The sequence below is a fragment of the Mesorhizobium sp. M0340 genome (assembly GCF_040321535.1).
GTDB lineage: Bacteria > Pseudomonadota > Alphaproteobacteria > Rhizobiales > Rhizobiaceae > Mesorhizobium.
In genome coordinates, this window is the sequence record NZ_JAMYRR010000034.1 from 27,480 (window position 1) to 40,743 (window position 13,264).

Consider the following 13,264-nt stretch of genomic DNA (forward strand, 5'->3'; position numbering starts at 1 on the left):
TGGCTCACCTGGCAGAAGACGCTCAGATATCCAGCACTTCCGTCTCGGCGAATTCCGCGCGTTCCTGGATGAAGCGGAAACGGGCCTCGGGCTTGGTGCCCATCAGTGCGTCGACAGCATCCTTGGTCGCCGCCTCGGCGTCGATCACATCGACCCTGAGCAGCGTGCGCTTTCTCGGGTCCATGGTGGTTTCCTTGAGCTGGGCGGCCATCATTTCGCCCAGCCCCTTGAAGCGGCCGATCTCGACCTTGCCGCGCCCGGTGAATTCGGTGCGCAGGAGTTCGTCCTTATGCGCGTCGTTGCGGGCATAGCCGACCTTGCCGCCTTGGCGGATCGAATAAAGCGGCGGGACCGCCAGGTAGAGATGGCCGCCGCGGACCAGGTTTGGCATCTCCTGGTAGAAAAAGGTGATCAGCAGCGAGGCGATATGGGCGCCGTCGACATCGGCATCGGTCATGATGATGACCCGGTCGTAACGCAGGTCCTCGTCGCGGTATTTCGAGCGCGTGCCGCAGCCCAAGGCCTGGATCAGGTCGGATATCTGCTGGTTGCCGGCAAGCTTGTCGCTGCCGGCATTGGCGACGTTGAGGATCTTGCCGCGCAGCGGCAGCACCGCCTGGCTGGCGCGGTCGCGCGCCTGCTTTGCCGAACCGCCGGCCGAATCGCCCTCGACGATAAAGAGCTCGGCGCCGGCGGCGGCATTCTGCGTGCAGTCGGCGAGCTTGCCGGGCAGGCGCAGTTTGCGCACTGCGCTCTTGCGCGACACTTCCTTTTCCTGGCGGCGGCGCACCCGTTCGTCGGCGCGCGCGATCACCCATTCGAGCAGTTTCGAGGCCTCCTGCGGATTGTCCGCCAGCCAGTGGTCGAACGGGTCGCGGATGGCGCTTTCGACGATGCGGATCGCCTCGATCGTCGCCAGCCTGTCCTTGGTCTGGCCGACGAATTCCGGTTCGCGGATGAACACCGACAGCATGCCCGCCGCCGAGATCATCACATCCTCGGAAGTGACGATCGAGGCGCGCTTGTTGCCGACCAGATCGGCGTAGGCGCGCAAGCCGCGCGTCAGGACGTTGCGGAACCCAGCCTCATGCGTGCCGCCCTCCGCGGTCGGGATGGTATTGCAATAGGAATTGATAAAACCGTCGCCGCCGAACCAGGTCACGGCCCATTCGAGCGAACCGTGACCGCCCTGCTTCTCGCTCTTGCCGGCGAACATTTCACGGGTGACCTGGAATTCGTCGCCGAGCGAGGCTTTCAGATAATCCTTGAGGCCGCCCGGAAAATGGAATTCGGCCTTGGCCGGCGTCGTGTCCTTTTCCCTGATCAGCGAGGGATCGCAGGTCCAGCGGATTTCGACACCGCCGAACAGATAAGCCTTTGACCGCGCCATGCGGTAGAGCCGCGCCGGCTCGAACGCCGCGCCCTTGCCGAAAATCTGCTCGTCTGGATGGAAGCGAATCTTCGTGCCGCGCCGGTTGTGCACCTCGCCGAGCTGCTCAAGGCCGGTCACCGGAACGCCTCGTGAGAAGCGCTGGCGATAGAGCTTGCGCCCAATCGCGACCTCGACCTCGAGATGGTCGGACAGCGCGTTGACGACCGAAACGCCGACACCGTGCAGGCCGCCGGACGTCTCGTAAACCTTACTGTCGAACTTGCCGCCTGAATGCAGCGTCGTCATGATGAGTTCGAGCGCCGGCTTCTTGAATTTCGGGTGCGGATCGACCGGAATGCCGCGGCCGTTGTCGGTGACTGACAGGTATCCGTCGGCGGAAAGCTCGACATCGATGAAGGTCGCATGGCCGGCGACCGCCTCGTCCATCGAATTGTCGATGACCTCGGCAAACAGATGGTGCATCGCCTTGTCGTCGGTGCCGCCAATGTACATGCCCGGGCGGCGGCGCACCGGCTCCAGCCCCTCCAGCACCTCGATGTCGGCGGCACTGTAACTCTCGCTGGCGTCGCGGGGCGCCGGCCGCTTCGCCGCCTGCACCAGCGGATCGGCCGGGCGCGCGGCGGCGCGAGCAGGCTGAGGCTGCTTGTCCAATTTGGCGAAAAGATCGTTGTTGTCGTCCATGCCGGTCCTGGATTCCGATGCTGCGAATCACCACCCGATACTGCCACGCTTTTCGCGGGCAGGCGACGGAGGTTCCTGTTACGTTCGAGGATAGAGCCTCTTACTGCAAAACCATTCGACAGCCAAGCGGCGGAAATGGGGTCGAAGCTTGGAGCATCGACGTTTTGTAAACCCTGTCCGAAGGTTACGCCGGAAGATTGGCTAAAAAGCGGTATTTGCGGACTGTCGCTGACCTAGAATGCAGCGGAACGCTCAAGAGGCTGTCGCTTAAGCATGTTGGATTACAGTTCGCTCCTGCTCGCGGCGGCGCTGTCGGGCACGTGCCTCAGCATCACCATGTTTGCGATCTGGTTCAGCGCGCCACAGGCACGCTTTGTGCTGACGGTGGCGTGTGGCATTCTCGTGCTCGTCGCACATGTGGTGTTGTTCTGGCATTACACGAGGGATCCAAGCCTCTGGCTTTGCCAGATCGTGCTTGCGCCTCTCAGCCTCGGTTTCCTGATTATCTGCCTGTCGGCCATGCAATATCTCGGCATAGGCGATTACAGGCGCGCCATCTTGCCGACCTTGGTTGCGATGGCTGTTTGCGCGGGCGCGACGTATCTCGGGTTTGATGGTGTCGGCTTCATCGTCACCTACGCGACGGTAACGGCGCTGCTCTCGCTCATCGGGGCGATGTTCTGGATTGAGGGTGGTCACGATCGACGGATATTGCTGGTCGTCTCGTTCCTGAGCGGCGTCTGTGCGCTGTCGTTCGGACTTTGCGGCGCGGTCCTGCTGGTCAAGGGGCAATGGGTGCTGGGTGTTGCGCCCGACAATTGGGCCGAGCGGGTGAATTCCGTCGTAGCCGTCGCCTGCATGACCGGGCTCGGCGCATTGACGCTCTCCCTGCACCATTTGCAGGCGCAGATCGAATTGAAGGCCGAGACGATGACCGATCCATTGACCGGGCTGATGAACCGGCGGGCGTTGACGGCACTCTATGGCGAGCGGGTCTTCGGTCCGTTCATGTCCGTCGCCATGTTCGACCTCGACCATTTCAAGAGGACGAACGACGTTTTCGGTCATCCGGTCGGCGACCAGGTTCTGCGCCGCTTTGCCGCCGTCATCAGGAAATACGCCAGGACCGGCGTCGACGCGTTCCGGTTGGGCGGCGAGGAGTTCGTGCTCGTCATGTCGCGGATGACGGAAGAGAAGGCTTATGACATTGCGAGCAAGATCAGCGTCGCCTTCGGCACGGAAGTCGTGGCCACACAACTTGGTCCGTTGCGAAGCACAGTCAGCGGCGGCATCGGCTTTGGCGGAACAAACGGCACCGGTCTCGACGATGTGCTGGCCGAAGCCGACGCAGCACTCTATGCGGCAAAGCGCGCCGGGCGAAATCGCGTCGTCGTTCGGGACCGGGCGAGCAAGGCCGACGGGCCGGCCTTGCGTTCTGCCTGATTGGGGTTTCTAGCTTCTTGTTAGACCTATGATCTTGTCGGAAAACCGGATTCCACTTTCGGAATCATGATCTATTCCGCCGCACCCAGATATTCCGACAGCGGCGGGCAGGAGCAGACCAGGTTGCGGTCGCCGGCGACATTGTCGATGCGTGACACCGGCGGCCAGTACTTTGCTGCCGTATCGGCATCGCCGGCGGGGTAGGCCGCCTCCAGACGCGAATAGGGATGGGTCCATTGGCCGGCCAATGCCTCGGCGGCGGTGTGCGGAGCGTTGACCAGAGGATTGTCGGCCAACGGCCATTCGCCCTTCGCCACCTTGGCTGCCTCGCCGGCTATGGCGATCATGGCCTCGCAGAAACGATCCAACTCGCGCTTGGGCTCGGATTCGGTCGGCTCCACCATCAGCGTGCCAGCGACCGGGAACGACATGGTCGGCGCGTGGAAGCCATAGTCGATCAGCCGCTTGGCGATATCGTCGACGCTGATGCCGGCGCTGTCCTTGAGCACGCGGGTGTCGAGGATGCATTCATGCGCGACGCGTCCGTTGCGCCCCTTGTAAAGCAGGGGGAAATGCTCGCCAAGCCGCGTCGCCACATAGTTGGCGGAGATGATCGCCGTCTCGGTTGCCTGCTTCAGGCCGGAAGCGCCCATCATGCGAATATACATCCAGGTGATCGGCAGGATCGAGGCGCTGCCGAACGGTGCCGCCGCCACGGCATGGACCGAGCCTTCGGTGACGTGGCCGGGCAGATGCGGCTTCAGATGCGCCTTGACGCCGATCGGGCCGACGCCGGGGCCGCCGCCGCCATGCGGGATGCAGAAGGTCTTGTGCAGGTTCATGTGGCAGACATCGGCGCCGATATCGCCGGGACGGGCGAGGCCGACTAGCGCGTTGAGGTTGGCGCCGTCGAAATAGACCTGGCCGCCATGGCTGTGGACGAGGGCGCAGAGGTCGCGCGCGCCTTCCTCGAAGACGCCATGCGTCGAGGGATAGGTGAACATCAGCGCCGCGAGATTATGCGCATGCTCGGCCGCCTTGGCCTGCAGGTCGTCCATGTCGATATTGCCGTCCTCGGTGCAGCGCACGACGACGACGCTCATGCCGGCCATGGCCGCACTTGCCGGATTGGTGCCATGCGCCGAGGAGGGGATCAGGCAGACGGTGCGATAGCCTTCGCCACGTGACAGATGATAGCGGCGAATGGCGAGCAGCCCGGCATATTCGCCCTGGCTGCCGGCATTGGGCTGCAGGGTCACCGCGTCGAAGCCGGTGATCTCCGCCAACCAGCCTTCCAGCTCGTCGATCATGGCGCGATAGCCTATCGAATGGTTTGCCGGCGCGAAGGGATGCAGGTTGGCGACATCAGGCCAGCTCACTGGCATCATTTCGGCGGCGGCGTTGAGCTTCATGGTGCAGGAGCCGAGCGGGATCATGGCGCGGTCAAGCGCCAGGTCCTTGTCGGCCAGCCGGCGCAGGAAGCGCATCATGTCGGTTTCCGAGTGATTTTCGCGGAACACGGGCTGGGTGAGGAACTCCTTGCCGCGCGGTTTTCCTGGCATGGAACTGCCGGCGGCAACGCCGGCCTTGGCGCCGAAAAGTGCTGCGATCGCCTCCAGATCGGCTTCGGTGGAGGTCTCGTCGAAGCTGATGCCGACATGGTCGGCGTCGATGACGCGCAACAGGAGGCCCGTCTTTTCTGCGGCGGCGGCAATCGCGCCGGCTCTGCCCTTCACTTCCACAGCCACCGTGTCGAACCGGCTTTCGCCGACCACCGAAACGCCCGCTGCCTTGAGGCCGGCAGCCAGGCGGTTGGCCAGCGTGTGGACGCGGCCGGCAATCGCCTGCAGCCCGGCAGGGCCATGCCAGATCGCGTAGGCCGTCGCCATGTTGGCGAGCAGCGCCTGTGCGGTGCAGATGTTGGAGGTCGCCTTGTCGCGGCGGATATGCTGCTCGCGTGTCTGCAAAGCCAGGCGATAACCGGGACGGCCCTTGCTATCCGTCGACTGGCCAACGAGCCGGCCGGGCATCAGCCGCGTCAGCCTGTCGGAGACCGCGCAATAGGCGGCGTGCGGCCCGCCAAAGCCCATCGGCACGCCAAAACGCTGCATCGGGCCGACGGCGATGTCGGCGCCAAGCCTGGCCGGCGCATCGGTCAGCGTCAAGCCAAGCGGGTCGGCGATGAAGACGACCAGCGCGCCGGCGGCATGGGCCTTGTCGATGGCTGCCTTGTGATTGCCGTAGACGCCGAATGTATCGGGCCAGGAGACCAGCAGGGCGGCGGTGTTGTCGTCGATCACCTCGCCGTCCACCTCGATGCCGAGGGGCTCGGCGCGGGTGCGCACGACGTCCAGCGTCTGCGGGTGCGGCGTGCCGGCCAGTGCCACCTTGGTGCGCTTGTCGCGATGATGGCGCAGCGCAATGCCGACCGCTTCGGCCACCGCCGTCGCCTCGTCGAGCAGCGAGGCCGATGCCACCGGCAGGCCGGTCAATTCTGTCACCAGCGTCTGGAAGTTGAATAGCATTTCCAGCCGGCCCTGGCTGATCTCGGCCTGGTAAGGCGTGTAGGCGGTATACCAGGCCGGGTTCTCGAACAGGTTGCGCTGGATCACCGGCGGCACATGGACGCCATGATAGCCGGTGCCGATGAAGCTCTTCAGCACCGTGTTCCTTGCCATCGTCGCCGCGAGCTCGGTCAGCGCTTCCGCTTCGCTTGCGGGGGCGGGTAGGGCCAGCGGCCGGTCGAGCCGGATCGACTTCGGCACTGCCTGACTGATCAGGGTCTCGACCGAAGGAACGCCGATCGTCGCCAGCATGGCTCTGACGTCATGGAGGCCCGGGCCGATATGGCGAGCCGAGAAGGGGTAGGGTGCTGCGGTCATCTTCCTGGTCCTGCTATCAACCAATATGGGCTTTGTAAGCGGCTTCATCGAGGAGCTCGTCGAGCTGGCTCTCATTGGCCAGCTTCATCTTCCACAGCCAGCCGTCGCCGGTTGCCGCCGAATTGACGAGCGAAGGATCCGATGACAGCGAGGTGTTGGCCTCGGTGATCTCGCCGTCGACCGGTGCGTAGACGTCCGAAGCCGCCTTGACCGATTCGACCACCACGGCCGTATCGCCCTTGGCCAGCTTTTTCCCTGGCTCCGGCAGTTCAACAAATACGAGATCGCCGAGCTGCTCCTGCGCGTAATCGGTGATGCCGACGGTGGCGATGCCGCCCTCGACGCGCAGCCATTCGTGATCTTCGGTGAAATAGGTCTTTGCCATTGAAATCATCCTTTGCGGTAGCGATGGGGCGTGAAGGGCAAGGGGTGGATGTCGACCGGGATTTTCGTCCCGCGGACATCGGCGAACAGTTTTGCGCCGGATTTGGCAAGCGGTGTCTGGACGTAGCCCATGGCGACCGGATGACCGGCCGAGGGGCCGAAGCCGCCGGAGGTGACGTGGCCGGCAGGGTTGCCGTCGGCATCGAAAAGGGCAGCACCGGCGCGCACCGGCTGGCGGCCTTCCGGCTTCAGGCCGACGCGTTTTTGCGCCGGGCCGCGCTCCACGATGGCGCGCAGCGCATCGGCGCCGATGAAGGCGCCAGAGGCGCGAACCTCCTTGGGGATCGCCCACATCAGCCCGGCGCTGGCCGGATCGATCTCCGGCGTGATGTCCAGCCCGTGCAGGCACAGTCCGGCTTCAAGCCGCAGGCTGTCGCGGGCGGCAAGGCCGACCCACATCACCCGCTCGTCCTCGAGCAGCCTGGCGACGAGGTTTCTTGCATCCGCTTCCGGCAGGCCGATCTCGAAGCCGTCTTCGCCGGTATAGCCGGACCGGCTCATGAACCATTTTTCGCGCGGTTCGATGCCGTGCATGAACACGAGCGAACCGGTCTCGATGCCGGCGCGGGAAAGGGCAGCCCACGCTTCGGGGCCCTGGATGGCAAGGAAAACGCGGTCGAGTGCGTCCACCTTCACGCCGAAATCGCCCTCTGCTTCGAAATTTTTGGCCAATGCGCGCAGATGCTTTTCGTCGGCGGCGGCATTGCCGGCATTGGCGACCATCATGAAGCGCTCGGCGCCAAGCCTGGTGACGATCAGATCGTCCAGAATGCCGGCGGCCTCGTTAAGGAAGAACGTATATTTGGACAGGGAAACCTCAAGCGCGCCGGCATCGAACGGGCAGGCGCGGTTCAGAAGCGCTGCTGCCCCCCGACCGCTGATTTCGAACAGCTTCATGTGCGAGATGTCGAACAGGCCGGCATGCTCGCGGCTGTGCAGATGCTCTTTCATCACACCGGCCGGATAGGTCAGCGGCATCGACCAGCCGGCGAAGGCGCCAAAGCGCGCACCGGCTGCCACATGCAGATCTTCGAGGGGAAGGTGTTTGGTGTCGTCGCCCGTCATGTCATCTCCAGAGTCGCACGCAAGCGGCCGCGAATGGCGACCAGTCCGTGCCCCTCTGTCTGAAGCCTGAGAGACTCGCGCCCCGTAACTCTGTCGGCAGCGCTTACACCTTCGGCGCGGGGGCAAGCCCCGACTTTCCAGAGTGTCTTTCCCGTCTACGGTTCTTTTGCCTGAGAGATTTCGGGCGATTTCCCCTTCGGCGGCAGCTCTCGCTGCTCTCTCCCGCAAACAGGTAGGACTCGGTCAGGAGCCCTCGACTCGTCATCCATAGCCCGTGGACGACACCTTGTCACCTGCCAGCGACATTTTTACTGGCAAGTCTTCGCTGCCTCGTCGCGAACAGGTCGCGACCCTATTGTTTTGCGGGCTCGGGCTTGGCTGTCTCGAAGCGCGACATCCATTTGAAGCTGCCGAACCAGTAGCGGCGAACGCCGCCTATGGTGCCGTCGGCGGTGCGCGCGCCGATCCAGTTGTTGACGTATTGGATGAGGCGGACATCGTCCGGCCGCATGGCAAACGCTTCCGGCGTCCGCAACAGCGGGCCGCCCACCAGCTTGAGCTTGGCGTCATAAAGCCTGGCGGCCATTTGCGGCGTCGGCGATGTCGCCACCATCGCCTGTGCTTGCCCGCTGATGACGGCGGCGAAAACATCGGCCGCATTGTCGAATGAAACGATGGCCGCTTTCGGGAATGCTTCCCTCGCCGCGGCTTCGTCCGTCGAGTTGGAGAGCACGGCGATCTTGTAGCCCGGCGCCGCAAGTGCCTTGCCCGGCCTTTTCCCAAGGCTGGCGATCGTCGCCACCATGCGGATATCGGCGGTACCGGTCTGGTCGGAGAACACCACCTCGCGTGCGCGTTCCGGCGTGCTGGCGTAGCCCGCCGCGATCATGTCGAACTCACCCTTGAGCAATCGCGTCTTGAGGTCGTTCCATGGCACCTCGATCAGCTTCAGGTCGACGCCGAGATCGGACGCCAGCGCACTGGTCAGGTCGACATCATAGCCGGCGAACTTTCCGTCGGCCTTCTTGAGGATCCATGGCGGGTTGAGCGCCACGCCGACCGTCAGTGTCTTCTGATCGATGATGCGCTTGAGGCTGTCGTCCGCCCGGGCTGGCAGCAGCGACAAAGCCAACCATGCAGAAAGGGCAAGTATAATAGTGGCGATAATCTTAGCGCGCATTAATATAACCTCACTGAGCCCGTCCGGTTGTCAGACTTACACAGAGGTGCCATTCTGTCGATAGCGGACCCTGATGGAGAGTTGCGATGTCGGCACGGATGGCGGTTACCGGTTCGATGATGTTCCTGGGTTGCATCCTGGGCAACCCGGCGAAGCTTTCGTTGCTGCCAGCGGCAGCGCAGGCTGCGGGGGCAAAACGCGTGGTCTGCTCCAGCGCCGATTACCGTTATTCCTATTGCGGGGTAGATACGCGAGGTGGCGTGCAGTTGACCTCCCGTCTATCGAAGGCGCGTTGCGTATACGGTAGAAGCTGGGGCTATGACGGCGGCGGCATCTGGGTCGACAATGGTTGTTCGGCCGAATTCGCGGTCGCCGGCCCCAACCGTAACCCCTCTGCTGGCGACCTCGCCGCAGCCATTATCGTCGGCGGCGTGGTAGGCGCCATTCTCGACAACAGCAATTCGCATCGCCATCATTCCGATAATTACTATCCGAAGCCGCGCCCGCGCCGTTACGACCAATCGATCGATCCGACGCCGCAATTCGACAATCAGGGCAATCCCAACTTCGATACCCACGGCAACTACCAAGGACCGCACGGGCTTGGGAAGCTCGTCACCCCGGACGATAATCCCGACCTGAATCCGGCCCTGCGGAGCGACGGCGACGACGGCGACGACGACAGTTAATGCATGTCGCGCAAAAGTGCGCAGCGGTTTTGCGACAACGACATGCATGAAAAGAAGAGCCTACAGCGCGTCGCATGAGGCCGATCGAACGCGGCGCGCTTTAGAGCGGTTCCGGTTCTCTTGGAACCGGTAACTCGCTCTAACTATCTGTTTTGCCGCATTTATGCGGACGCCAAATGATTCCATTTGGCTGCAAAATGCTCTAGGTGAAACTGAGATCAGGTTTCAGTCAGATGCCGCCGTACCAGTCGTAGCCATTGTCCTCCCAATAGCCGCCTCTGCCGCCGCCGATATTGGCGAAGCCGTCGACCAGCTCGATCTTGTAGAGGTATTTCGGCATCTTGTAGCCGAGCTGGCGCTCGACGCGGACGCGCAGCGGCGCGCCGTTCTCGACCGGCAACGGCTTGCCGTTGAGGCCATAGGCAAGGATCGTCTGCGGATGACGGGCATCGATCAGGTCAATCGAGCCGTAATATTTGATATCGCCGGCAAGGCTGCGGTCGATCGTATCGAGGCAGTGGAACATGACATAGCGCGCCTGCGGCTTGACCACGGCCTGGTCGAGCACCAGCGACAGCGGCGTGCCGGTCCATTTGGCAATGCAACTCCAGCCTTCGACGCAGTCGTGGCGGGTGATCTGGGTGCGGCTCGGCATGTTCATCAGCTGCTCGCGGGTCAGCGACAGCGGCTTTTCGACAAGGCCGGAAACCTCCAGCCGCCAGTCGGCGAAATCGCTGGCGAGCAGGCCCTTGTAGAAATCGTCGTCGGGTGCGGTGACGCCGTTCGGCCGCTGCGGCTGGCGAATGTCGGCCTCGGTGAATTCCGGCGCCAGCGCATCAGCGCCGGCAAGCAGTCGCTGCGCCCGCCAGGTCAGGCCATTGGCGCTTTCGAGGAAGCTGCGCAGGCTGTCGCCGACGCCAAGCTGGCTGTCGAAGGCGTCGCAGCCCGACAGCATGATGCCGGAAAGGCCGAGGCTGGCCGAGGTCAGGAACTTTCTTCGACTTATCTGTAGCTTGGGGCTGATCTCGAATTTCGCCATGTCAGGCACTCCTCTCTGGCGCATCGTCGGCATGCGCCGGCGGGTCGGTTCGATACCAGCCGGTGATGATTGAGCGCAGCTCGTTGATCGGACCGGCGGCCAGGATCATCAGGATGTGGATAATGAAGAAGGCGACGAGCAGCAGCATCACCGTGAAATGAATGGTGCGCGCCGTCTGTCGGCCGCCGAGCAGATCGTTCAGGAACGGCAGCACCGAATCCATGCTCGGCGACATGGCAAGGCCGGTGATGATCATCAGCGGCAGCAGCACGAACAGCACGCCGCCATAAGCCATCTTCTGCAAGGTGTTGTATTCGCGCCTGTGGTGAAACCTGAACCTGGCGTGGTCGACAATGTCTTGCGGCAGCCGCCTGAAATCATCGAGGCGCGGGGCAAGATCGCGGCGCAAATGGCCGTTGATGAGGCTGGCGACCAGCCAGACCAGCAGCGTGGTGGTCAGCACCCAGGCAAAGAAGAAATGAACGACGCGCGCGGTGCCGAGATCGTAATAGGAAGGAATCGTCGCCCAGGACGGGAAGGCCCGGGAAGTCTCCTGGCCGGCCGGACCCGACCAGCCGAGCACGCCGGTGGTATCGAAGCGCTTGCCGAAAATTTCGGTGTAACCGCGCGGGCCAGCCGCGGTATTCTCGGCACCGATGGCGAAGACGGTGTTGTTGTAGCCAAAGCCCGACTCCTTGCCGATGTAGAGCTGCGGGCGGGCGTTGAAGATCTGCAGGCCGGAAAGCAGCATGAAGAACAGCGCGATCGCCCATAGCCAATGCGTCAGCCGCGTCCAGCGCGACTGGCGATAGATCAGCGTCACATCGCTCGGCGCGGCGGTATCTGCTCCGGCGGCTTGGTTTCTGGCAAGCGATTCCATCTGTTGTTCCTCCGGCCGCGCGTTCGCCGCGGCCTGTCAGATATCTTCTCCTCCCAATACGTCGCCAGCCTAAGCGATGTTTCACCCGATCACGGATTTATTACGGACTGCCGAGGCTGACGGCTAGGTTGACTGCGGCTGCGACGATGACTGTATTGAAGAAGAACGACAGGATCGAATGCACAAGCACGACACGGCGCATTTGCGAGGTCGTGATGTTGGTGTCGGCGGTTTGCGCCGTCATGCCGATCACTGTCGAAAAATAGAGGAAATCCGAGCCCTCCGGCCGCTTGCCGCCCGGGAAGTCGAGGCCGCCGACTGGAATCCTCTTTTTGGTGTCGCCATCCATCGCATCGCCGTCCAACCAATAGAGATGCGCGTAGTGAAGTGCCGCCATGGCATGGATGGTCAACCAGCCAAGCGGGATAGACAGCAGCGCCACCGTAAGCTCGACGGCGTCCGCGCTCTTCTCCCTGTTGATCAATTGAAACAACGAAATGATGGCAATAGCGACCACAACCAGAGTGACCGCGAAGATCGCGAATACCGGCAGGTCAGTGTCGCCTGCATTCTTGCGCAGATAGCTGCCGGTAAGCCGCGGCATGTGGGCGACGACAAGAACCAGATAGGCGGCAAAGAACACATTGGCGCCGATCGAATAGGCAAGCGGCGCACGCCAGATCAGCGCTGTGCCAAAGGCTGCCACGCCGATGCAGGCCGACACCGCGAACAGCGTGTGGCGTCGCATGGGCATCTTGGTCGTGGTACCAGCCGCCATGGTTTTCAGTCCGCTGGCGCGGATTTCAGCGCTCGCCGTAGGATGCGGTCAAGCTCGCCTAGGAACCGCGAGCGATCCTGCGGCGCGAAGCTCGAATTGTAGCCCTTGCTCTCGCCGGTTTCGCGCAGGTGCTGCTTGAGGTCGCGCATCGCCACCGCCATGCCGATCGTTTCGGGCGTAAACGGGCGTCCGGTCGGACCAAGTACGTGGGCGCCAAGCGCCACCGCGCGCGCGGCAAGCGGGATATCGGCGGTCACCACAATGTCGTTGGACCGGGCATTTTCGACGATCCAGTCGTCGGCGGCGTCCGCGCCCTTGGAGACGACGACATTGCGGATCATCGGATCGCGCGACGGACGCAAGCCGCCATTGGAGACGAAGGTGACGACAATGCCGTGCCGCTCGGCGACTTTTTCGACCTCGGCCTTCACCGGGCAAGCATCGGCGTCGACGAGAATAGCAGGTGCGGGCATCGTTGTTCCAAATGTGAAAGAGCCGGGCGGCGTCGCCCGGCTCGATCGATGATAGTCGAGCGGCTACTAGGCCGGCAACGCGCCGGATCTCTTGGCCGTCCAGGTGGCGATATAGTCCATCAGGCCAGGATTGAGGCAATCATAAGGTTCGAGCCCGATCGACTTCAGCTGTGACCTTATGCCGTCCATGCGGCTCGGATCGACACCGGATTCAATGATCGACGAGACAAAGGCGGTGAAGCCCGGAGGCGACCAGCCATCCTCCTGGAAGCGTTCCGGATGGATGAAGGACAGCCCCTTGAAAGCGTGGTCGCGCT

The 13,264-nt window shown here is 63.0% G+C and carries 11 protein-coding genes, 1 pseudogene and 1 riboswitch; of the genes and pseudogenes, 2 read left to right on the plus strand and 10 right to left on the minus strand.

What is annotated here, in order from left to right:
* Nucleotides 1–22: 22 nt before the first annotated feature.
* Complete coding sequence (gene parE / locus NKI79_RS29990) at nt 23–2,074, minus strand: DNA topoisomerase IV subunit B (RefSeq protein WP_352806720.1); 2,052 nt, start codon at nt 2,072–2,074, stop codon at nt 23–25.
* Between the two features lie 273 nt (nt 2,075–2,347).
* Between parE and NKI79_RS29995 the strand changes: the two genes are divergently transcribed.
* Nucleotides 2,348–3,517 carry a GGDEF domain-containing protein gene (locus tag NKI79_RS29995; protein WP_352804808.1) on the plus strand — a complete coding sequence of 390 codons (1,170 nt, stop codon included), beginning with the start codon at nt 2,348–2,350 and terminating at the stop codon, nt 3,515–3,517.
* Nucleotides 3,518–3,588: 71 nt separating this feature from the next.
* Here the strand turns inward: NKI79_RS29995 and gcvP are convergent, their stop codons facing one another.
* The 4 genes from gcvP to NKI79_RS30015 form a co-directional block, all read right to left on the minus strand.
* On the minus strand, nt 3,589–6,399 hold the full coding sequence (gene gcvP / locus NKI79_RS30000; RefSeq protein WP_352806722.1) for an aminomethyl-transferring glycine dehydrogenase: 2,811 nt from the start codon (nt 6,397–6,399) through the stop codon (nt 3,589–3,591).
* A gap of 16 nt (nt 6,400–6,415) precedes the next feature.
* A complete protein-coding gene (gcvH, locus tag NKI79_RS30005; protein ID WP_352650881.1) occupies nt 6,416–6,784 on the minus strand; it encodes a glycine cleavage system protein GcvH in 369 nt (122 codons plus the stop codon).
* A gap of 5 nt (nt 6,785–6,789) precedes the next feature.
* Entirely contained in the window at nt 6,790–7,908 is a 1,119-nt protein-coding gene (gene gcvT / locus NKI79_RS30010; protein ID WP_352806723.1) for a glycine cleavage system aminomethyltransferase GcvT, read from the minus strand.
* Nucleotides 7,909–8,056: 148 nt separating this feature from the next.
* Nucleotides 8,057–8,143, minus strand: a riboswitch (glycine riboswitch).
* Between the two features lie 117 nt (nt 8,144–8,260).
* Nucleotides 8,261–9,088 carry a transporter substrate-binding domain-containing protein gene (locus NKI79_RS30015; RefSeq protein WP_254818379.1) on the minus strand — a complete coding sequence of 276 codons (828 nt, stop codon included), beginning with the start codon at nt 9,086–9,088 and terminating at the stop codon, nt 8,261–8,263.
* Nucleotides 9,089–9,174: 86 nt separating this feature from the next.
* Between NKI79_RS30015 and NKI79_RS30020 the strand changes: the two genes are divergently transcribed.
* Nucleotides 9,175–9,777 carry a DUF3011 domain-containing protein gene (locus NKI79_RS30020; protein WP_352806725.1) on the plus strand — a complete coding sequence of 201 codons (603 nt, stop codon included), beginning with the start codon at nt 9,175–9,177 and terminating at the stop codon, nt 9,775–9,777.
* A gap of 229 nt (nt 9,778–10,006) precedes the next feature.
* On the opposite strand, the gene NKI79_RS30025 is transcribed toward NKI79_RS30020, so the two are convergent.
* From NKI79_RS30025 to NKI79_RS30045, 5 genes and pseudogenes are all read right to left on the minus strand, one after another.
* Complete coding sequence (locus NKI79_RS30025; RefSeq protein WP_254818381.1) at nt 10,007–10,816, minus strand: molybdopterin-binding protein; 810 nt, start codon at nt 10,814–10,816, stop codon at nt 10,007–10,009.
* A 1-nt stretch (nt 10,817) separates the two neighbouring features.
* Nucleotides 10,818–11,696 (minus strand): cytochrome b/b6 domain-containing protein, encoded by an 879-nt coding sequence (locus tag NKI79_RS30030; RefSeq protein WP_352806727.1) that lies wholly within the window; start codon nt 11,694–11,696, stop codon nt 10,818–10,820.
* Nucleotides 11,697–11,796: 100 nt separating this feature from the next.
* Complete coding sequence (locus NKI79_RS30035) at nt 11,797–12,474, minus strand: DUF1345 domain-containing protein (RefSeq protein WP_352806729.1); 678 nt, start codon at nt 12,472–12,474, stop codon at nt 11,797–11,799.
* A 5-nt stretch (nt 12,475–12,479) separates the two neighbouring features.
* Nucleotides 12,480–12,947 (minus strand): YaiI/YqxD family protein, encoded by a 468-nt coding sequence (locus NKI79_RS30040; protein ID WP_254818384.1) that lies wholly within the window; start codon nt 12,945–12,947, stop codon nt 12,480–12,482.
* A 66-nt stretch (nt 12,948–13,013) separates the two neighbouring features.
* Nucleotides 13,014–13,264 (minus strand): annotated as a pseudogene (locus NKI79_RS30045) (S-(hydroxymethyl)glutathione synthase); the annotation flags it as partial.